At 55.4% G+C, this 19221-nt stretch carries 23 protein-coding genes and 5 pseudogenes; 5 read left to right on the top strand and 23 right to left on the bottom strand.

Going from position 1 to position 19221, the window contains the following annotated elements:
• Nucleotides 1-8: 8 nt before the first annotated feature.
• The 4 genes and pseudogenes from JCM10550_RS21305 to hisD all read left to right on the top strand — a co-directional run bounded on the left by JCM10550_RS21305 (nucleotide 9) and on the right by hisD (nucleotide 2630).
• Nucleotides 9-530: a putative sulfate/molybdate transporter gene (locus tag JCM10550_RS21305; RefSeq protein ID WP_245618575.1), complete on the top strand. Its 522-nt coding sequence runs from the start codon at nucleotides 9-11 to the stop codon at nucleotides 528-530.
• Complete coding sequence (locus tag JCM10550_RS24090; protein ID WP_281175204.1) at nucleotides 503-637, top strand: hypothetical protein; 135 nt, start codon at nucleotides 503-505, stop codon at nucleotides 635-637. Before JCM10550_RS21305 ends, JCM10550_RS24090 begins: the two co-directional genes overlap by 28 nt.
• Before the next feature lie 27 nt (nucleotides 638-664).
• The gene (locus JCM10550_RS17875) at nucleotides 665-892 is read left to right on the top strand and encodes a hypothetical protein (RefSeq protein WP_157199813.1); all 228 of its coding nucleotides are present in this window, start codon (nucleotides 665-667) and stop codon (nucleotides 890-892) included.
• A 485-nt stretch (nucleotides 893-1377) separates the two neighbouring features.
• Nucleotides 1378-2630, top strand: a pseudogene (gene hisD, locus JCM10550_RS01245) (histidinol dehydrogenase).
• Between the two features lie 399 nt (nucleotides 2631-3029).
• Here hisD and JCM10550_RS01235 read toward each other — a convergent pair.
• From JCM10550_RS01235 to JCM10550_RS17865, 20 genes and pseudogenes are all read right to left on the bottom strand, one after another.
• Nucleotides 3030-4223 carry a hypothetical protein gene (locus tag JCM10550_RS01235; protein WP_062396417.1) on the bottom strand — a complete coding sequence of 398 codons (1194 nt, stop codon included), beginning with the start codon at nucleotides 4221-4223 and terminating at the stop codon, nucleotides 3030-3032.
• Entirely contained in the window at nucleotides 4223-4879 is a 657-nt protein-coding gene (locus JCM10550_RS01230) for a hypothetical protein (RefSeq protein ID WP_157199812.1), read from the bottom strand. The genes JCM10550_RS01235 and JCM10550_RS01230 overlap by 1 nt, the downstream gene beginning before the upstream one ends.
• Nucleotides 4860-5147, bottom strand: coding sequence for a hypothetical protein (locus JCM10550_RS01225; RefSeq protein ID WP_062396414.1), 288 nt, complete (start codon nucleotides 5145-5147; stop codon nucleotides 4860-4862). The genes JCM10550_RS01230 and JCM10550_RS01225 overlap by 20 nt, the downstream gene beginning before the upstream one ends.
• Nucleotides 5148-5761: 614 nt before the next feature.
• Nucleotides 5762-6274, bottom strand: a complete 513-nt coding sequence (locus JCM10550_RS01220) for a hypothetical protein (protein ID WP_062396412.1) — start codon at nucleotides 6272-6274, stop codon at nucleotides 5762-5764.
• Between the two features lie 27 nt (nucleotides 6275-6301).
• Nucleotides 6302-6436 carry a hypothetical protein gene (locus JCM10550_RS24085; protein ID WP_281175203.1) on the bottom strand — a complete coding sequence of 45 codons (135 nt, stop codon included), beginning with the start codon at nucleotides 6434-6436 and terminating at the stop codon, nucleotides 6302-6304.
• A gap of 51 nt (nucleotides 6437-6487) precedes the next feature.
• A complete protein-coding gene (locus tag JCM10550_RS01215; protein WP_062396410.1) occupies nucleotides 6488-7120 on the bottom strand; it encodes a hypothetical protein in 633 nt (210 codons plus the stop codon).
• Between the two features lie 125 nt (nucleotides 7121-7245).
• A pseudogene (locus JCM10550_RS24080) lies at nucleotides 7246-7587 on the bottom strand (tryptophan synthase subunit alpha).
• Between the two features lie 23 nt (nucleotides 7588-7610).
• Nucleotides 7611-7901, bottom strand: coding sequence for a tryptophan synthase subunit alpha (trpA, locus tag JCM10550_RS24075; RefSeq protein ID WP_281175201.1), 291 nt, complete (start codon nucleotides 7899-7901; stop codon nucleotides 7611-7613).
• A gap of 187 nt (nucleotides 7902-8088) precedes the next feature.
• A pseudogene (gene trpB, locus JCM10550_RS01205) lies at nucleotides 8089-9236 on the bottom strand (tryptophan synthase subunit beta); the annotation flags it as partial.
• Nucleotides 9233-9418, bottom strand: a complete 186-nt coding sequence (locus JCM10550_RS21300; protein ID WP_245618574.1) for a hypothetical protein — start codon at nucleotides 9416-9418, stop codon at nucleotides 9233-9235. The pseudogene trpB and the gene JCM10550_RS21300, both read right to left, overlap by 4 nt.
• Entirely contained in the window at nucleotides 9373-9813 is a 441-nt protein-coding gene (locus tag JCM10550_RS01200; protein WP_245618573.1) for a hypothetical protein, read from the bottom strand. Before JCM10550_RS01200 ends, JCM10550_RS21300 begins: the two co-directional genes overlap by 46 nt.
• Complete coding sequence (locus tag JCM10550_RS01195) at nucleotides 9804-10568, bottom strand: indole-3-glycerol-phosphate synthase (protein ID WP_062396409.1); 765 nt, start codon at nucleotides 10566-10568, stop codon at nucleotides 9804-9806. The genes JCM10550_RS01200 and JCM10550_RS01195 overlap by 10 nt, the downstream gene beginning before the upstream one ends.
• A pseudogene (gene trpD / locus JCM10550_RS01190) lies at nucleotides 10558-11613 on the bottom strand (anthranilate phosphoribosyltransferase). The gene JCM10550_RS01195 and the pseudogene trpD overlap by 11 nt, the downstream one beginning before the upstream one ends.
• Complete coding sequence (locus JCM10550_RS01185) at nucleotides 11558-12193, bottom strand: aminodeoxychorismate/anthranilate synthase component II (protein WP_083475205.1); 636 nt, start codon at nucleotides 12191-12193, stop codon at nucleotides 11558-11560. The pseudogene trpD and the gene JCM10550_RS01185 overlap by 56 nt, the downstream one beginning before the upstream one ends.
• The gene (locus tag JCM10550_RS01180) at nucleotides 12190-13689 is read right to left on the bottom strand and encodes an anthranilate synthase component I family protein (protein ID WP_062396407.1); all 1500 of its coding nucleotides are present in this window, start codon (nucleotides 13687-13689) and stop codon (nucleotides 12190-12192) included. The genes JCM10550_RS01185 and JCM10550_RS01180 overlap by 4 nt, the downstream gene beginning before the upstream one ends.
• 148 nt (nucleotides 13690-13837) lie before the next feature.
• Complete coding sequence (locus tag JCM10550_RS01175) at nucleotides 13838-14026, bottom strand: hypothetical protein (RefSeq protein WP_062396406.1); 189 nt, start codon at nucleotides 14024-14026, stop codon at nucleotides 13838-13840.
• Nucleotides 14019-14504 (bottom strand): hypothetical protein, encoded by a 486-nt coding sequence (locus JCM10550_RS21295; protein WP_245618572.1) that lies wholly within the window; start codon nucleotides 14502-14504, stop codon nucleotides 14019-14021. Before JCM10550_RS21295 ends, JCM10550_RS01175 begins: the two co-directional genes overlap by 8 nt.
• Nucleotides 14505-14612: 108 nt before the next feature.
• Complete coding sequence (locus JCM10550_RS01165; RefSeq protein WP_062396402.1) at nucleotides 14613-15230, bottom strand: serine hydrolase; 618 nt, start codon at nucleotides 15228-15230, stop codon at nucleotides 14613-14615.
• An 830-nt stretch (nucleotides 15231-16060) separates the two neighbouring features.
• Nucleotides 16061-17363, bottom strand: a pseudogene (gene serS / locus JCM10550_RS01160) (serine--tRNA ligase).
• Nucleotides 17364-17577: 214 nt separating this feature from the next.
• A complete protein-coding gene (locus tag JCM10550_RS17865) occupies nucleotides 17578-17772 on the bottom strand; it encodes a hypothetical protein (RefSeq protein WP_157199809.1) in 195 nt (64 codons plus the stop codon).
• On the opposite strand from JCM10550_RS17865, the gene JCM10550_RS17860 reads away from it, so the two are divergent.
• Complete coding sequence (locus tag JCM10550_RS17860) at nucleotides 17766-18002, top strand: hypothetical protein (protein WP_157199808.1); 237 nt, start codon at nucleotides 17766-17768, stop codon at nucleotides 18000-18002. The genes JCM10550_RS17865 and JCM10550_RS17860 overlap by 7 nt on opposite strands.
• A 45-nt stretch (nucleotides 18003-18047) precedes the next feature.
• On the opposite strand, the gene JCM10550_RS17855 is transcribed toward JCM10550_RS17860, so the two are convergent.
• The 3 genes from JCM10550_RS17855 to JCM10550_RS20220 form a co-directional block, all read right to left on the bottom strand.
• Nucleotides 18048-18194: a hypothetical protein gene (locus JCM10550_RS17855; RefSeq protein ID WP_157199807.1), complete on the bottom strand. Its 147-nt coding sequence runs from the start codon at nucleotides 18192-18194 to the stop codon at nucleotides 18048-18050.
• A complete protein-coding gene (locus JCM10550_RS01150; protein ID WP_062396399.1) occupies nucleotides 18169-18573 on the bottom strand; it encodes a hypothetical protein in 405 nt (134 codons plus the stop codon). Before JCM10550_RS01150 ends, JCM10550_RS17855 begins: the two co-directional genes overlap by 26 nt.
• Nucleotides 18574-18778: 205 nt before the next feature.
• A complete protein-coding gene (locus tag JCM10550_RS20220; protein WP_218185076.1) occupies nucleotides 18779-19216 on the bottom strand; it encodes a hypothetical protein in 438 nt (145 codons plus the stop codon).
• Nucleotides 19217-19221 lie beyond the last annotated feature (5 nt).

The following is a 19221-nucleotide window of genomic DNA, read 5'->3' as shown; positions in this document are numbered from 1 at the left end:
TCACCGGTATGCCGGAGTTCGCCATCCCCCCCGCTCTTCCTGCGTTCTTTCTGCCCTCACCGGAGGTCTTCTTCCCGGCATTCACCGACCTTGTCCTCCCGCAGGTGCCGCTCACGATCACCAATGCCATTCTTGCGACCTCCCTGCTGACCCTTGACCTCTTCCGCCATGAAATAAAACCAGACCGCCTCTCCGCAACCATCGGGGGGGTGATGAATCTGGTCTCGGTTCCGTTCGGCGGCTTCCCCCCCATGTGCCACGGCGCAGGCGGCATGGCCGGACAGTACCGCTTCGGTGCACGCACCGGCGGGGGGGCAAATATCATCGCAGGCATCATCCTGCTTGCCTTTGCCATCTTCTTTGCATCAGCTGGCGTGCTCTCCATCATCCCCCCCACCGGCATATTCGGTGCCCTCCTCCTGTTCGTGGCGATTGAACTGGGCATTCACGCAACCAAAACTGACTCTCTCGCCGTGACCGGCATCATGCAGTCATCTCCTTTGTGGGCAGCATCACCCTCGCGTTTGTGATCGGCATGATCCTTGCCTGGGGGGGACGCATCTGGTATCAAAGACGCAACGGGTCCGAAACAGACGCTGATAAGAGCCGTGCGGCAGAAGATGAAACGGAAAAGTAGAAGGCTGAGCGTTCCGCCGCAGGGGGGGTGCACTATGTCACAAATACATCCGCTACGACGGAAGGCCACCAAGGACAGTGCCGGAATGAGCAGGCCGGTTCAGGCTGGGAAGAACTACGCCTGATTGCAAAAGAACCACCTGGGCCGCTCACCGGGTTTGTGGAAAGTGTGGTGTCACTGGAGCGGTATATATCCCCCTGTGGGTGTCCCGTCCCACAAAGGGGGGGATCGGATACAGGAGAATGGACCTTGTGATACGGCCGCAGGTTGTGAACCCCCCCTGTCCCTGAGATTGGTTTTTGCTCCCATACGGAAGAGTTGATGATTCCACATTGGATGAAGGGGATGGGGGATTCACAGGTTCATGCAGGGCGGAAGAGGGAGGAAAACACCAGAGACGACCCGGCCAGAGGAGTGAGAGGGAATACGTTGAATGAGCGTATGGGCGAGTATCCCGTAAATGGCCAGGGTATCTGCAGGAGGCACGAAAGCGCATAAGGTATGGAGTTATGCCGGTCGTACCTGCTATACCCGAAGTCCCCCCCTTCCGCAGGGTCTTCGGCATCCGGTTCAGATATCCTCACCAGAGCATCGGGCGTATCTGAATATAACTCTTTACATTTGTTCAAATATCAACCATAATTGATATACCATATTCGACCGGCCTGCCGGGGATTCCTGCGGCAGGATATCTGCCGGACGTACCCTATTATGGCATGTTGAAACGAACGCATTTCCATATGTTAAAACCGCTGCAGGTCGGGGCCTGGGTGCAGTCCCGACGGTCCGACATTGATGGGGTACGTGAGCCGGTTGAGGCAATCATCCAAGAGGTGCAAGAGGGAAAGGACGCCGCTCTGCGTGACCTGACTGCCCGGTTCGACGGGATTGATATCGAAAATTTCCGTGTCACCGAAGAGGAGATAGAGGCGGCCTACGATGAGGTCGACACCGAGATCACCGAACGTCTCATCGAGGCAGAGGCCCGGATCACCCAGTTCCACGAGCTCCAGAAACGCACCGGTATGTGGCTGCAGGAGATGGAGCCCGGCATCACCCTCGGGGTGAAGACGACCGCGCTCTCCCGCATCGGCGCCTATGTCCCCCCCGGCGGGCGTGCCGCATACCCGTCCACCGCCCTGATGACGGCGATTCCCGCACGGGTGGCAGGGGTCAAAGAGATCTGCTGCTGCACGCCGCCACCCATCCATCCCCCCCTGACTTTGGTGGCCCTTGATATCGCCGGTGTCTCTGAGATATACCGACTGGGAGGAGCACAGGCAATTGCCGCAATGGCCCTCGGTACCGAGTCGGTGGCACCGGTTCAGAAGATTGTCGGGCCGGGGAATATCTATGTGACCGCGGCAAAGATGCTCCTGCGTGATCATGCGGAGATTGACTTTCCGGCAGGGCCTTCAGAGATCGGCATCATCGCAGACAGCACCGCGACACCGGAGTATATTGCAGCAGACATTCTCGCCCAGGCCGAGCATGACCCGAAGGCGGCATGCATTCTTGTCACGACCGATACAAAAATCGCAGAGGCGGCATCAGCAGAAGTGGCCCGGATGTTTGCACAGAGTCCGCGTCAGGAGATTATCCAAAAAGCACTGGATAACTCCGGTTATATCATCGCAGAGACGCTGGACGAGGCCATCGACCTGATGAACGAGATTGCCCCGGAACACCTCTCCATCCAGGTGGCAGACACCTTTGCCGTGCTCTCGAAAATCGAGAACGCAGGTTCCATCTTCGCCGGGCCCTTCACCGCGGTTGCCTGCGGGGACTATGCCTCCGGCACCAACCACGTGCTCCCTACGGCAGGATACGCCCGCATGTATTCAGGCTGAATGTGGATCACTTCTGCAAGACCTCGACCATCCAGATGATCGACCGGGACGGGCTGGAAGCGATTGGCGATATTGTCGAGACCCTTGCCGATGCCGAAGGGCTGCATGCCCATGCGGAGTCGGTGCGGGTGCGGCGACGGTGAGATAATATCCTTTTTTAGGATCCGGAAACCATCAAAAAAATAGTAATTGAAGAGGTCTATCACTCTTTAGTCTTTTTTCCGTCTCAATAAGAGCGCAGTGACTCCAACACACACCAGCGCACACAAACGCTGAACAGAGGGGGAATTCAGGAGTGGGAATAGATTTATCATAAATTATCAGAAAGACAGTTGCTTCCTGACTGGACAATTCACCATCATATGCCACATATGTGAAAAAATCTGATCCAATGTATCCTGCATCCGGCACATACACAAAGGATCCGTTCATGTGGAGTGTCACGTTTCCATGTGCCGTGCCCGACATCAGCATTGCTTCGAGAGAATTCGTACTCGGATCAATGTCATTTTCAAGCACACCGGGAGCAAGGATATCGAGTGTTAGATTCCTCCAGGTGGAATACTCGTCATCTTTTGCAACCGGGTGACGGTTCCCCCCGCCATGCGTATTCGAGACCGTGTCCCCCGATAACTGATATGAGGAGTGCCTGCAGAGTCAAGAGCAAGAGAGAGATCAGATCCTCCGTATCCTTCGGGAGTGATCGATTCATTATTCCAACCTGTGAAATCCTTCCAGGCATATTTCATATTTGCATGAAGGGAATCATAATACAAAATGTGCGGATTTCCATCACCATCAAGGTCAAGAGAAGAGGAAAAACCCTTACCACGCTCTTTATCAACAGTTTCTACATGCCAGCCAGATACATCCTCCCAAGCATATCCCAACTTTCTATCACTGGTGTAGTAACTGATGCAGGGCATATCACTGTTTGTCAGGGCAAGAGAAATTCTTGACATATCAAACCGTGCTGAGCCAACATTTTCAGTGTGCCACCCGGAGCTGTCTTTCCAAGCGTAAGAGATAGTATCACCCCCCCTAATGAAGCCAATGACAGGGTTATCGTTGCTGTCAAGTGCCAGCGAGGTAGACTGTCCACTGCAGATAACGTCAATGTGCCAGCCAGATGCATCTTTCCAGGCATACCTTAGCTGCCCAAGGCCGGAATGCTGATAACTGATGCAGGGATTTCCATCCGCGTCGATGGCAATAGAGGTATAAAAACCAACCATTCCATCACTATCCACGATACTGGTGTGCCACCCGGAGCTGTCTTTCCAGGCATATCTCAGATCACGTCTGTCATGATCATAATAACTTATATGAGGATTTCCACTTGCATCCAGTGCAATTGAAGACATTCTTCCGGAATTTCCTGTGCTGTCTGCAATTTCTGTTTGCCATCTGGTGCAGGTATTCCATGCATATTTAAGGTCACCATTCGTGTAGTCATGATAGGCGATGTGTGGGCAATCATTTGCATCAAGAGCGATTGATGCGGCTAATGTCGAGACAGAACCGTCAACAATTGTAGTATGCCATGCATCCGAAGGTTCAACCGGAGTTTTTGGGCTCCATATGGCATATTTCAGTTCTGAGGTTTCTTCATCAAGATAGCAGATGTGGGGGGGAATGTTATTTTCATCCACAAAAAGATCATTAAACATTCCAACCCAACCAATATTGTCAACGATTTCAGTTTGCCATCCGGATGCGTTTTTCCAGGCATACATTAAATCTTCGACTCCACTTCTGCAATAACTGATATGGGGGGCATATCATTCCCACCAAGTGCAAGAGAGTGAACTTCCCAGAGACAACCCTCATCGGTCCCACATCCCCCCCCTACAACCCGTTCTGAATGCCATCCGGATGCGTCTTTCCAGGCATATTTCAAATACTTCTCACCGTTGAGGACATAACTGACATGTGGATACCCTGCGCTGTCAAGAGAGAGGGATGTATATATCGCATCTACGGTGTCAAAAGTCTCAATATGCCAGCCTGCTGCATCTTTACAGGCATATCGTACTTCATCAACACCACCTTCACTGTAGCTGATATGGGGGGGATATCCATCATCATCAAGAGCAAGGGAAGTATAGCAGGCATAACCGACATCATCAAACATTTCAATGTGCCAGCCTGATACATCCTTCCAAGCATACCGGAGTTCATTCTCTTCTGGATTATAATAACTAAGGTGGGGATTATCATCACTGTCGATTGCAAGGGAAGAGTATCCGACACGGTCGCCATTTTCATCGATCGTCTCAGTATGCCACCCAATATTGTCCTTCCAGGCATATTTCAGAATACGATCATTTTTATCGGTGAAATTCCTCAATGAATAACAGACAGAAGGGAAATTATCCCCCTCTGACAGCAATTGACATTCCTATCGCATACCCTCCACCGTCAATGGTCTCGTCAACCCACCCAGAACTGCTCTTCCATACATGCTTCAGTTCGAATGATTCTATGTCATAGGTGCTGACATGAGGAGTCCCACCTGAATCCAGTGCCAGCGAAATGCCCCAGCCAGTATCATTTCCTCCGGCATTTATCTTCTCAATCTGCCACGCATGTGCAGAAGCAATGCCAATCCATACAATCGCAATGAAAACGAGGGATCGTTTCCAGACATCATTTTTCATACCCCATCATACCTCCTCAAATGTGGAAGCGGGGGGGGTCTTCCGGATCTGTTTTTCAGCGGAATACTGGTGCATACCCACCACTGGGAAGTAGCATAAATGTTTCGTCAATGCCGATGAACTGCCAGAAAACACGACAATACATAAAAAAAGACAGAAGATCACCCATTCAGCATAAAGATCATCTCACATGAGTGTCTTCCGGGTTCCAAGATCCAAATTACTTCAAAAGAAGATGAGGCGATCGGGTTTGACGACATGAAAAACCACTTTACTCATAATTCTCGTTATTTTGGACAACACCCCCCCACCATCGAATGGAGAATCCCGGCCAAATTACATATCAGGCAGATCTCCACCCCCCCGGAAAAAACATCCCCCCCACAGAAGCCCGGAGCGGGCCTTTCTCCGTCAGGACACGCCACACATCCTCTCAAAAATATCCGCCAATAGCGACCCCCCCAATATAGTCTGCAATCCACCCGATTTTAAGCGAATAACCGGCATTATGGACATGTTTTTCCGGCAACAAATACGTGCAGAAAATACATCCATATCACCCTCCAATCCCTGAAAACAGGGTATCAAAAAGGGTCAAAAAGATGGGAAACGGTTCACGGCAGATACCCGTCCACCAACGCCAGGAACTCCTCGACCGTCTCTCGCGAATACGGTCCCTCCTCATAGGCCGTGACAATCGTCATCGTATCGCGGAAGGTGGAAAGAGCCATGAGAAAGCCATACGGCCAGCAGACACACGGGAGAAGGCAGACATCCCGGAGACCGAGGGGGGGGCGGCCATCCGTTCCCGTTAGCGGGAGGAAGTCCTCTTCCCGGAATATTCCGATATTCGAGAAGACCGGATTTTTCTGGGCCGTCGTCTCGTAGCCCTGCATCATCCCGTCAAAGAACTCCCTGATTGCAGGCATCCCCCCCGCACAGATCTCCTCGTAGAAGAGAATGCAGCCGAGCCCCATCCCCAGACCCTCCGCCTTCCGCTGTTTCGTCACCGCGGTCACCTGACTGATGATATCCTCCAGTCGTGCGTCTTCACCAGCGGAGAGAGTGACTTCAAAGGCGACCGAGCGGTTCATGGGCAGAAAGTCTGTTCCACCGTCTGCCCCCATCGAGAAAGTGCCGGAGGTCTGCCGAGGTCAGAAGAGAGCGGGGGGGGAACCGATATCCGCGGGGGGGTCGTTGCGGATCTTTTTGAAGGCAAGAAAGAACGCAGCGATCATGATATCGTTCACCGTGGCGTCATGTGTTTTGCCAAACGCCTTTGCCCGCACCAGGCGTGCGGGAGAAAATGTCCGGGAGGCGATCCGGGGGCGTCCCCCCCCTCACCGTTCTCTCACAGGGAAACCGCCAGCGGTCAGTGAACGGCTCCTCGTTTTCCTGTGCCGCATGCATCTCATCCGCACTGAACCGGGCGAGGACCGGCGCCATGCTGCGGTCATACCACCCGGTGGGAGCGGGCCGGAAGTCCGGGTTGCGCTGGATTTTTCCATACGTGGCAAAGAGGTTTTGTGCCAGATCCCGGAGACCACCCGCGTCACAGAAGCCATGATGCAGGTGACCGTGACCCGGTCGCCCCCCTCTTCTCTCAGGAGAGAGACCCGCAGTTGTGGCCCGCGACGGACATCCAGCGGGGGGGCGGGAGGGATTTCGGGAGGGAATGGGGGGGCATTTTCCTCTCCGCCCTCCCCATTGGAGGAGAGAATGACAAAGGCCCGCTCCCCCCCCTCCACTTCCAGGATCTCCTCCCAGCGAGGCATGCCATCGTCTTCGGCAAACCGTGACCTCAGATAGGGATCTGATTCAAGCAGTCGGAGCGTGGCCGTCTTCAGCACCGCTTCGTCAAGGTGCCCGTCGAAGGCAAAGACGAGGTGCATCGTCGGGTCATAGATACGCTCGAAATAGACGTTGAAGAGATCAAAGGCAGGGGGGGCGGGATGGCCGGAGGGAGGGATCATATCACATACTATTCTTTCAGAGGAGGATATGTGCTTTCACCGCTCCCGCTTCCCGATGCTAAACCTCCAGTGCCTTTCACCGATGAGCAAATAAATCCGAAAAGAAAAAGGGAGGAATTGATGAATTACAGCGGCAATCCACCGGAACCCCCCACCGCCGCCTTCATCCGGACGATGTAGTCCGAGAGTTCCCGCTCCATCCCCTTTGCATCCCCGACATGTCTCTCGATGATCTCCACAATCGCACTGCCGACAATGACCCCATTTGCCCCCTGCCGCCATTGCCTGCCGGGCATGGGCTTCGGTCGCAATCCCGAAGCCAAGGGCGAGTGGCATATCCGTCTCTTCCCGGACGCTCTGGATCAGGGGGGGACAGCCGCTTCAGAAAGCGTCTCGCGTCTCCCGGTCACCCCGGAAAGGGAGACAAGATACAGGAAGCCGCCGGCCATCTCCGCAATCCGGTTCACCCGCTCCGGCGGGGTGGTCGGAGTCACCGTGAATATCGGGGGGCAATCCCGGTCTTTTTTGCATACGCGAGCACCATCTCCGCCTCTTCCACGGGCATATCAACGATCAAAATCCCGTCTACGCCTGCCTCTTTCGCTTCCCGGTAGAAGCGTTCCGGCCCGCGGGCAAAGACCGTGTTGGCGTATACGAGCAGCACGACCGGCACGTCCGACTCCCTGCGGACGTCCCGCACCAGTGCAAAGGCTGAATCGGTCGTTGCCCCGGCAGAAAGCGCCCGCTCATCGGCCCGCTGGATAACCGGGCCGTCACCCACCGGATCAGAGAACGGGATGCCCAGCTCCAGTATGTCCGCCCCCGGAACGGATGATGGTCTGCGCCGCCACAAGCGAGGTCGCGTAATCGGGATCGCCTGCCACCGTGAAGGCGATGAACGCCGGCCGCTCGAATACCGTTTCAAATCGGTGCATGCACCACCTCCCGTGAAATATCCTTGTCACCCCCCCTCCCCCCGAGAGGTTGATGATGACGACATCATCTCTTTCAAACCGATCCTGCTCCCTCATGAGGTAGGCCACCGCATGTGCCGACTCAAGGCCGGCACGATACCCTCCCTGCGGGAGAGGTAGCGGAATGCGTTCAGAACATCTGCATCCGGCACACTTTCATAGTGCACCCGCCCGGCATCTTTGAGCATGCTGTGCTCCGGCCCGACCGAGGGGTAATCCAGACCCGCTGCCACCGAGTGCGTCTCAATCACCTGTCCGTCCGCGTCCTGCAACAGGTAGGAAAGAGCACCGTGCAGAATCCCCCCCGGTCGGCCGCTCTTCAGCGAGGCACCGTGTTCACCGGGTGCGTTGCCCCCCCTGCCCCCCCCGGCCTCGACACCCACAAGCCTCACATCATCCTGCAAAAAGGGATAAAACATGCCGATGGCATTGGAACCGCCGCCCACACAGGCGATCACCTCATCCGGGAGACGCTCCTCCCGATCAAGGATCTGCTGCCGGGCCTCGGTTCCGATCACGGTCTGGAAATCCCGGACCATCTCCGGGTAGGGGGGGTGCGGGCCGACAACAGAACCGAGAATATAGGCAGAATCCTCGCTGCTGGCCGCCCATTCCCGCATCGCCTCATTGACCGCATCCTTCAGGGTCGCCGTGCCACCGGTCACCGGGATGACCTTCGCACCCATCAGCTCCATGCGGAAGACATTCAGGCGCTGTCTCTGGCAGTCGGTCTCCCCCATATACACCTCCACCGGGAGGTTCAGCACGGCGCCTGCTATCGCTGTCGCCACCCCCCCGTGCTGCCCGGCACCGGTCTCGGCAATCAGCCGTTTCTTGCCCATATGGCGTGCGAGAAGGCCCTGTCCGAGGGTGTTGTTGAGTTTGTGCGCCCCCCCGCTGTGCAGAAGATCTTCCCGTTTGAGATAGACGTTGCAGCCCATATCGTCAGAGACATTCCGGCAGAAGGTCAGGGGCGTCTCCCGTCCGGCATACTCCTTCAGGTAGAACGCAAGTTCGTCCCGGAACTCTGGCGTCGGACAGACGGCATTTCTCCCCTCCTCAAGTGCCGTTACCGCGGCCATCAGAGTTTCGGGGGGGACAAACTGTCCGCCGTAGGGGGGGCCGAACCGTCCGGTGCTCATGCCTGCCTCCTGCATGCACTGACGAATGCACGCACCAGACGGGAATCCTTGACGCCGGGCCGGCTTTCAACACCGGATGCCACATCAAGGGCATAAGGCCCGAGAGCCGCTGCCGCCCCGACATTCTCCGGGGGGGTCAGCCCTCCGGCAAGGACGACCGGGAGAGAAGATCTCTCCAGCATCTGCCGGGCAAACTCCCGGCTGAAGGCCAGTCCCTTCCCCCCCTGCTGGCATCGATGACGACCGCATCACAGGCCGGGACGGCGTCTCTCCGGGAGCAACCATCCGCAGGACACGAGCGGGGGGGGTGCGGGGGGGGAGTGAGACATCTGCCCCACCTGCACCGCCGGGGGGGCCGGAGGGCAAGCATCTCATCAATATCCTCCGCATTCTCTGTCGCGGTCACACAGACCCCGGTGGTGAACGGGCCAAGGGCATCGAATATTTCTCCGGCACGCTCGACTGCAACCGAACGCGGCGAATCGCTGAAGACAACGACGCCCACCGCATCGGCTCCGGCCTCCTCCGCCAGACAGGCATCCTCAGGCGAGGTCACGCCACATATTTTTATGCGCATACGAATTCCTCCAGCACCGTCTGGGGGGGATCTTCTGCGGACATCAGGCTGTCCCTGCAAGGAAGGCATCGGCATACGGGGGGGCGAGCCGCCGGATATCCTCCGGTTCCCCCCCCGATGCCGCTCATCGAGACGACAATTCTGCCGGCATCCCGTATGGGCTGTGCCAGTGCAGCCGTTGTCTCCGGCTGTAGCTGCATCGTGCAAAGGTCACGGTTGTTGATGCCAATCATCTCCGCGTCGGAGGCAAGGGCCAGTGCCACCTCAGCAGAGGTATGCACCTCGACCAGGGGTTCAAGTTCCGCGGCATACGCAGCGGATACAAATTCCCCCCCGAGACGCTCACCTAAGAGACCGGCAATCAAAAGCACGGCATCCGCTCCGAGGAATCTCGTCTCTGCAATCTGGCGCAGATCGATGATGAAGTCCTTTCGCAATACCGGAAGGGGGGGGACGGCGTTTTTTACCGCCGCAATATCCTCCGGTCTGCCCCCCCCGAAATATGCAGGTTCCGTGAGAACCGATATCGCCGCACACCCGCCCTTCCGGTATGCCACTGCGATCTGTCCCGGATCTGTCCGTTCCCGTATCCGGCCCGCGGACGGAGAGGAAAACTTAATTTCGGCAATCACCGCGTGCTGCCCGGAACAGACAAAATTGCATCCTTCAGGCTTCGTGGAGGCAGTCTCTCCCCCCCTCTCTTCCGGTTCCCGGATGCGAAGCTGTGTCATTTTGATAATATCATCAAGTATCATAGTGGAGTTCCCCCCCCGTCATTTTCACAAGCGCGTCCAGTTTTTCCTGTGCCCGCCCCCCCGAGTCAATCGCAGCCTCCGCACAACGGATGCCCTGTTCAGGCGAATGAGCCCTGCCGCCGATGCAAATCGCCGCCCCCCCGGCATTCATAAGCACGATATCACGGGCCGGCCCCTCGTCCCCCCCCTCAGGACATGCCGGAATATCGCTGCATTCTGTTCCACACTGCCTCCCCCCCGGAGCACTGCCGGGTCGCTTCCGGGATGCCGAAGTCACGGCACCGGATCTCGTAGTGGTCTATGGTTCCGTTCTTCAGCTCTGAAACCCGGGTTACTCCGGTCGTGGTAATCTCATCGAGACCATCCCCCCCGTAAACGACCATCGCCCGCCCGGTGCCGAGTATCCGCAGGCTTCGGCGACCGTTCCGGTTAGTTCCGGACAATAGACCCCCCCGACAAGCTGGGCCTCTGCCCCCCCGGCCGGGTTTGCGAGCGGCCCGAGAATGTTGAAGAGGCTGCGAGTCCCGATCTCACGCCGGGGGGGTCCTGCCACGGTTTTCATGGTCGGGTGGTGGAGAGGTGCATACAGAAAGCCGATGCCCGTCTCTTCGATGATGCGGCAGGTCTGTTCCGGCGGGAGGGACAGAGAGACGCCCAGCTCTTCCAGCAGATCCGCAGAACCGCACCGGCTGCTCACACTCCGGTTTCCATGCTTGACAACAGGAACACCGGCACCGGCGGCAACAAACGCAGCCGTTGTGCTGATATTAAAGGTGCCCCGCATATCCCCCCCGCCGGTGCCGCAGGTATCAACGAGGGTGCCCGCCACCTGCGGCTGATGGATGCGGCATGTTCTCTGAGCACCCCCCCGCACACGCGGCAATCTCTGCGGTCGTCTCCCCCCCTTCATGCTCATTGCGGTCAGAAAAGCGCCAACCTGTGCATCGGTCGCCCTGCCGGTCATCATCATATGCATGGCAGAGGCTGCTTCACCGACCGTGAGATCTGTCCGGGCCGCTGCCTTTGCGATGCTCTCCTGCATCATCGGCATCCGCCCCCCCGAGGAAATTCTCCATCAGATGTCTGCCCTGTTTGGTGAGGATGCTTTCCGGGTGGAACTGGATGCCCTCCACCGGATAGTCCCGGTGCCGGACGCCCATAACATAGCCGTCATCACAGCTGACCGCAGTCACCGCGAGTTCATCGGGCAGCGACTCCTTATCCGCGATGAGCGAATGATACCGGGTCGCCGTAAACGGGTTTTCAATCCCGGAAAAGACCCCGCATCCGTCATGAGAGATTTGGGAGGTCATCCCATGCATCAGGTGATCTGCCCGGATAACCTCTCCTCCAAAGTTCAGGCAGATCGCCTGATGCCCGAGACAGACACCCAGTGTCGGGATGTCCCGGGAAATGGTGTTGAGGGCGTGCAGGCAGAGACCGGATTCCTCAGGCCGGCCGGGGGGGCCGGGGGGGGAGAGGATGACTCGCTCGACATCCCGGAGACGGAGGGTTTCCGGCGATGCGTCATTGTGCACCACCACCGGTTCTGCACCCAGACGGCCGATCATCTGGCAGAGGTTGTAGGTGAAGCTGTCGTAGCAGTCAATCACGAGCACCTTCATGATCGTTCCTCCGCCATCCGAATTGCTGCAAGCATGGCACCGGCCTTCATCATGGTCTCGGCGTACTCCTTCTCCGGCACGGAATCGGCGACGATGCCTGCCCCGGTCTGCACAGCAGCCTGTCCATCTTCAACGATGACCGTCCGGATGGCGATCGCAAGGTTCAGGTCCCCGTTGAGCCGATGTAGCCTGCCGCTCCGGCATAGATACCCCCGCTTCTCATCTTCGAGTTCATCGATGACCTGCATTGCCCGTATCTTCGGCGCACCGGAGACCGTCCCTGCAGGAAAACAGGAGACAAAGGCATCAAACCGGTCGCAGTCATCCCGGAGCTCGCCGCTCACCCGTGAGACAATATGCTGCACGTGGGAGAACTTCTCAACGTCCATGAAGGTCTCCGGGGGGGCGACCGAGCCATATTTACAGACCCTGCCCAGATCATTGCGTGCAAGGTCAACAAGCATGAGATGTTCGGCGCACTCCTTTTTGTCGGCGAGCAGATCCCGGGCAAGTTCGATGTCCTCTTCGCCGTTCCGACCCCGCGGACGGGTGCCGGCGATGGGGGGGACCGTCGTGACCGTTTTTCCCTCGACTCGCACCAGCATCTCCGGGCTGGACCCGATGACCTGCCGCTTCCCGAAGTCAAGGAAGTACATATAATTGCTCGGATTCACTTCCCTGAGGGCGGAATACAGAGAAATGGGTGGTGCGGTGTAGGCGCACTTCATCCTCCAGGAGATGACCGTCTGGAGGATTTCCCCCGCGTGGACGTATTCCCTCGCCTGTCTTACCCGCTCTTCAAAGACTGCCTGCGTAAGGTTTGCAGACGACGGTGCAGCGGCAGGCCTCACGGACGGATGATCCGGGAATGCGGATTTTTCCTGCACGGAGATTCGGGAGACCCGTTCCCGGATGCGTTGTTCTGCCTTCCGGTATTCCTCGGAAGGAATCGAATCTTCGGTGATCAGCGGATAGCTGAAGAGGTAGCTCCTGTTCTCATCGTGATCAATGACAACACTCTCACGGGTGAGCATAAACTCGGCCAAAGGCGTTTCGTTCACTCCTCTCCGGTGCTCTGACAGCTGATCAAAAAGTGCGTAGACAAGGTCGTAGGAAAAATATCCGGCAAAGCACCCGGTAAATTCCGGAGTGTTCTCTGCACATACCGTGAAGGCATCAACCACCGACCGGATGGTATCCACCGGAGTTTTGCCCACGGGTGCCCGGCGTGCACAGGCGACATACCGTTCGTCACCGATCAGACCGAGGGTCTCCCCGATTGATATGGTCAGCACAGGCTCCATCCCCCCCATCACCGAGTAACGTGCATCCCGTCGCTTCGTATCGAGGGACTCAAGGATAAACCCATATTCGCTACTGGGAAGCGGAGCTTCCGGCAGGGCGGTACAGAGGGGGATAATCAGGGGCTTGGTGCAGTTTTCTGCAATTGTTTCGAATTCTTTTACAGACAGGTTCAGTTGTATTGCGGAATCCATTCCACCGGCATCACCTATGCACATATTTGTACGTCATTGTATAAATATGTCGAGCATCCCCCCCCTTGCGTCTTGTCGGTGAGAAGGGATTCCGCCTATTCCTGAATATAAAAATGTATGAGAATCGCGATGTGACGGGTATACCGTTTCAGATCATCCCGTTGACCGTCCCGTTGGCATCCCGCGTAAATATGACCGAGTCTGCTGATTCCGGGGGGGTCACAAAAAACGTATCGTTACTCTCAAAGAAGAGCTCAACGGTCTCATAGGGCACATCCGAGGTGTAGAACAGGCGGTTACCTTCAGTAAATACCGTATACATCCATGTCTCATCCAAATCCGACGGATAAACTCCTACGTATTCCCCCGAGTTCTTCTGCTGTCAGAGAAACGGCCTTGCGATCAATCTTCTGCGGCAGGGAATACGGCTCGTTAAAGACAATGGCCGGAAGGTCTTCGTAGAGGTTTGCCGTCGGCATCCTGTCTTGGTTTAAAAGGAAGATGACACACACATCTTCATCCGGGAAATAGGCAGTTTCCGAAACAAACCCTAAAACGTGCCCGGAGTGACCGATGGAGGTGCGGTTGTTCATGACACCACATGCAATCCCATAATCGTATTCTGTCATCGCATCGAGCGACGGCGAAGTAAGGATGGCACCGGGCGTGTGGAATGCCCGCTCCCATACGAAGAGGTCTTCGGTCGTGGAGTGGAGCGAACCGGCCCCCATAGAGGTTGTGGATATTCTGGAGATCGTAATGAATCCGCTTCCCGTCCATTGTGGTGTAGCCGGACGCACGGTTGGGAAAAACATCGCGGGCATTGTCCGGTCCTGTGCTGGTCATTTCGAGAGGTAAAAAGAAATTCTCCTTCAGGTATTCGTCATATGACTGCCCCCCCGATGCCTGCTCGATGATGGAGCTTAACGTGGTGTAGCCATTATTGGAATAGGCATACCCCCCCTCCCCCCCGGGCTCGAAGGTGAGGGAAGGTCGGCAAACCGTTTCACGAGTTCGGGAAGGGTGAGATCCGCAGAGTCAGTAATACAATATCCTCCCAGATTCGGAATTCCCGATGTATGGTTCATCAGATGATAGATACGGATATCCTTCCATCGCGGGGGGGCATTGGGAATATATTCCGTAACCGGGTCGGTAATATTCAGCCGGCCCTGCTCCTGCAGCTTCATGATGGCGGCAGCGGTGAACTGCTTGGTGTTCGAGGCAATAGGGAATACGGTCTGCGGTGTGTTAGGGACAGAGAACTCCTCGTTTGCCATGCCGTATCCTTTTGAAAGGAGGATGGTATCGCCCCCCCGGGCCACCACTACGGCCCCCCCGCTGAACTGACCGGCGTCGCCAAGCGCCGTCATGTATTCGTCAAGGTTTTTTGCTGTCGCTTCATCAGCCTGAGACAGCGGTATTGTCATAGAGGCAGCGGCACCCTGATTGTCGCTTCCCGTCGCAGGGGGGGGCGATGCAACGCAACCGGCAGCAAAGATAATTATGAGCAGAAAAATTCCTGCAATGGTCAGTTTCATGATTTTACCCTCTCGATTGTTTCCCGGAACCCCCCCTGAACCACAATCCGGGAATTATTTATCAGGATTCAACGTAAAAAAATGCGATTTTTAATGCAAAATAGCTATTGATTGTATGCACCGTTCTGTTTGAGGATGCAGGTAATTTCGGCTGAATCATCAGGACAGGGAGCGGCACTTCGATGGTTTGGTCAGAACAGACATATAAGGAGTTATATATATTGAATACCTGGCGACCATTTGTTCACCCGCATATGTTCCGGGACAAGTCGGTCAGATACTATAACGAATACGAAAAATCCGGTGGCATATAATATGGGAATAGGAAAAAAACTGGCAATGGCAGCCGGTATCATACTCATTGCGATCATAGCGGTATTGTTCGTCGGTCTGCATTTTGTATCTCAGGATCTGGGAGGAACTATCTATCTTAGCGAAACTCCGGGGGGGACAATATCACATCCGAAATCGTAGAGCTATCAGAGGATGATTTTCAGAGGTATCCCCCCCAGCTGAGGGAGCTGTTTAACAATATCGATCCCAATGGCGGGGAATTTATCAGCACGGTTCGTGTTCAGGGAAAGGCAACTGACGAGATCATGTCAAAATACTCCGTTGAAGACTGCATGGACGGCGGCCACAAATACAAAGTCATCTCCTGGAACGGGAGTTATTACAGTCTGCTGATTGCACGATCCTGATCTCAGGATTTATCTCCGCACCTGTTCGGATTTACCGGCGAGTCATTTTAAAAATGTCCGGAAAATGAAAGAGCCGGAAAAATGTATTCAATTTTTTAACACCCTCACAAGAGCCGGAAAAAATGAGTATCAGAGAGTCTCTGCGCCGTTCATGTAGGGCCGCAGGACTTCGGGGGGGATGACAACCGTGCCGTCCTCTTCCTGATAATTTTCCATAATGGCCCGAATCGTCCGGGGTGGTTGCAACCGCCGTGCTGTTGAGGGTATGGAGGGGGGGATACTTGTTCTCGAAATCGTGGGCGTCTCTCGCACGGATATTCAGCCGCACCGACTGGTAGGCGGTGCAGTTGGAGCAGGAAACAACCTCGCGGTAGGCCTCCTCACGCGGCATCCAGACCTCCATATCATATTTCTTTGCAGCAACGGTTCCGATATCCCCCCCGGTACAGATGTTTACCACCCGGTAGGGCAGACCGAGCATCTGGAAGATATCCTCGGAGTTTTTCAGGAGCTCCTCATGCAGTGCCCACGAATCCTCCGGTTTGCAATAGACAAACTGCTCGACTTTGTTGAACTGGTGAACCCGGAAGAGGCCACGGGTGTCAATCCCGTGCGAGCCTATCTCGCGCCGGAAGCAGGGGGGGCTGACCCCTGCCAGTTTGAGCGGGAGGTCTTTTTCATCAAAGATCTCGTTCATGTACATCGCGGCCATGGGGGGGTGCTCGCTTGTCGCGATTAAAAACTCGTCCTCGCCGTCAATCGCGTACATCACGTTCTCAAAGTCCCCCCCCAGATCGGTGACGCCCTCGTATGCGGCACGGTTCATCATATAGGGCGGGATGACCGGCGTGTAACCACGTTCACCAAGGACGTCAAGGGCCAGGTGCTGGAGGGCCAGATCCAGAAGCGCCAGGTTTCCTTTCAGCATATAAAATCCTGCACCGGATATTTTTGCCGCCCGCTCGAACTCGGCAAGGCCCTTTTCAACCGCAAGCTCACCGTGGTTTCTCAGCGGGAAGGAGGGAACGACAGGCTCGCCCCATTTTTTGAACTCCACATTTTCGGAGTCGTCCGCACCGACCGGAACACTCTCGTGGAGGATGTTGGGGGGGATCCGCATCTGGTAGAATTTTATTTTCCCGTTTACCTCTTCGAGTGCGGCTTCCGCTTCCCTGATTTGAGCAGGCAGGGATTTTGCCTCTTCAAGAAATCCTGAGATATCCTGTTTTGCTTTTTTTGCTTCCTTAATCTCCCGGCTGATGATATTGCGCCGGTTTCGCATGGTATTGATATCAATCTGCATATCACGCGACTGGATGTCCTTTTCCAGCAGGTCGTCTATCCAGGCAAGCTTTTCGTCATCTCCCCCCCTCTTCGTGAGATCCGCCCTGACGACATCCGGGTTGTTTCGAATAAACTTCAGTTCAAGCATAACTTCTTCTCATGTATGCCCACCATAGGGGATTATTGTTACGAGGCCCTCTTCGTGACGGCAGTCTGAACCTCTCGGTATGCACAGAGAACATAGGAACCATCCTGATATCTCCACTATTCATCACACGGTGTGGTCTGTCTCCCGGTTGTTCCCGGAAGAATGGGGGGGACTGCACAGATCATCTTCAGCATGCCGGTGCCGGTATTCATGATCAGATCTCGCAGGGAAGGGTGGAGATGACATCGCCTGCACGGACGGAGGTCTTTGTCTTGTCATCACCGACGACGACCCCCCCCTCCCCCCCTTCAAGCAAATATATCTGATGCTCTTCCTGGTGGCGGTGCCAGTCGGTGGACCCCCCCCGGATGAAATTCCAGAAGCCAGAGGGCACACCGCGGGTTGTCATCGGCAGCGGTTACGAGAAACCGGACGGTCACGCCGGAAAAACCCGGCCGTTTGATCTCTTCGGCAGGGACATCTGCTGCGTGTCTGAAGATCATACACGGAACTGGCGGTCATAAAATAAAAGCTATTCCCCGGCAGACCGGGAGGTCTGTTGCAGACAGCCATCACCCGCAGATCGGATGTCGATACCCCTGCGGTCAGGAGTATCGCTACATTGCAAAAAAGGAGTGAGAAAACGGGTGCGGGAAACTCATCGTATGATTCCGGGAGACGAGATCAGATCACCACCTCTTCGTCTGCGATGAGCACACCCAGATTGTCATCGATGATCTGAACCCGCCATGTCCCTGATGCAAAGGGTTTGGGGTATGACCAGTCGCCTCCCCCCCAGGTGCTGTCATCCCCCGATCCGGGAATATGCATTGGTGATATAATACGGAAGACCGGATGATACGGTGAAATAATAGAACTCTGCACCCGGATTGATTCTCTGTCCCTGCATGGTTATGGACTGCATCGCCTCATGGGATCCGCCGTCCGGATCGATGAGCATGAATTTGATGCCTTCCGTTCCGGCATACACCCCCCCTTCCTCATACTGCAAATCGAGTTCATTTCCGGCAGTGAACCGAATTTTGATGGAATCTGCGTCCCAGGTGTTAAGCGCCGAGAGTGCCGGTATGACCGTTGCATCCATCATGGCATACTGGGGGGGTGTATAGTCGCCGATGGCGCTGCCTTCCTCAATGCTCATCACATATACAAAAGTCACACCGGCGAACAGCACTACGAGAAATACCATGAGAATATTTCCGATACTCTGTGACGCCCCCCCGAATCATCCACTATATCTCAGTTGATATAACCAAATATATAAATAATATTTGATCAGGTTGGACATATAATAAATAGGATGACGCCCCCTGAAAGAGGGCGGGATAAATAAAGGTGTGCGGATCAGAGTATGATCCGATTCAGAACGCAGGTAAGCACCCAGGATGAACAGTTCAGCCCGTCGCGTGATCCTCATAGGTGAGACCGAACACGGTGTCTTTCATCCACCTCCGGAATGATTCGTTGTCCATGAACTGTTTGAACAGTTCTGTATCGTCTTTGAGTATGGCATTCATTACCCGGCCAAGGGCTTTGTCATGCTCGATACGGGCGTTCTGTTTGTCAGAGTTTTTCTTTGCGTTCTGGTAAGCGGTATCAGCAGAGACACGCACGGGAATATCTTCGGTAATCAGTTTGTGCACCTGATCACTGTTGGCCCAGGGAATATTTCCAAACTGGTCGTTAAAAGTCCTGATAATGTTTGAAAGCTGGTCAAGTTCAGGCTCCGGTTTGTGTCCGCCGCCGCTTGTTGGCACCGGGTTGATTTCGGCATCCTCGTCCGGGAGTTGTATGCGTACCACCGCCTGTTTTTCCGCCCGATAGCTGTCCATGTCAA

Source organism: Methanogenium cariaci JCM 10550 (assembly GCF_001315945.1).
GTDB lineage: Archaea > Halobacteriota > Methanomicrobia > Methanomicrobiales > Methanomicrobiaceae > Methanogenium > Methanogenium cariaci.
This window is presented reverse-complemented; position numbering and strand designations above follow the sequence as displayed.

Coding starts and splice junctions, on each gene's coding strand:
- JCM10550_RS01180 (WP_062396407.1), bottom strand. CDS start 13,689: ATGGATTCCGCAATACAACTGAACCTGTCTGTAAAAGAATTCGAAACA.
- JCM10550_RS17865 (WP_157199809.1), bottom strand. CDS start 17,772: ATGACAACCCGCGGTGTGCCCTCTGGCTTCTGGAATTTCATCCGGGGG.
- JCM10550_RS21295 (WP_245618572.1), bottom strand. CDS start 14,504: ATGTTTTTCCCAACCGTGCGTCCGGCTACACCACAATGGACGGGAAGC.
- JCM10550_RS21300 (WP_245618574.1), bottom strand. CDS start 9,418: ATGCTGGAGAGATCTTCTCTCCCGGTCGTCCTTGCCGGAGGGCTGACC.
- JCM10550_RS01185 (WP_083475205.1), bottom strand. CDS start 12,193: ATGAAGGTGCTCGTGATTGACTGCTACGACAGCTTCACCTACAACCTC.
- JCM10550_RS01165 (WP_062396402.1), bottom strand. CDS start 15,230: ATGAAACTGACCATTGCAGGAATTTTTCTGCTCATAATTATCTTTGCT.
- JCM10550_RS01215 (WP_062396410.1), bottom strand. CDS start 7,120: ATGATCCCTCCCTCCGGCCATCCCGCCCCCCCTGCCTTTGATCTCTTC.
- JCM10550_RS01225 (WP_062396414.1), bottom strand. CDS start 5,147: ATGAAAAATGATGTCTGGAAACGATCCCTCGTTTTCATTGCGATTGTA.
- JCM10550_RS17855 (WP_157199807.1), bottom strand. CDS start 18,194: ATGCATATTCCCGGATCGGGGGATGACAGCACCTGGGGGGGAGGCGAC.
- JCM10550_RS01150 (WP_062396399.1), bottom strand. CDS start 18,573: ATGGTATTTCTCGTAGTGCTGTTCGCCGGTGTGACTTTTGTATATGTG.
- JCM10550_RS01220 (WP_062396412.1), bottom strand. CDS start 6,274: ATGGGGGCAGACGGTGGAACAGACTTTCTGCCCATGAACCGCTCGGTC.
- JCM10550_RS01200 (WP_245618573.1), bottom strand. CDS start 9,813: ATGCGCATAAAAATATGTGGCGTGACCTCGCCTGAGGATGCCTGTCTG.
- JCM10550_RS21305 (WP_245618575.1), top strand. CDS start 9: ATGCCGGAGTTCGCCATCCCCCCCGCTCTTCCTGCGTTCTTTCTGCCC.
- JCM10550_RS20220 (WP_218185076.1), bottom strand. CDS start 19,216: ATGGACAGCTATCGGGCGGAAAAACAGGCGGTGGTACGCATACAACTC.
- JCM10550_RS01195 (WP_062396409.1), bottom strand. CDS start 10,568: ATGATACTTGATGATATTATCAAAATGACACAGCTTCGCATCCGGGAA.
- JCM10550_RS01235 (WP_062396417.1), bottom strand. CDS start 4,223: ATGTATGCCTGGAAAAACGCATCCGGATGGCAAACTGAAATCGTTGAC.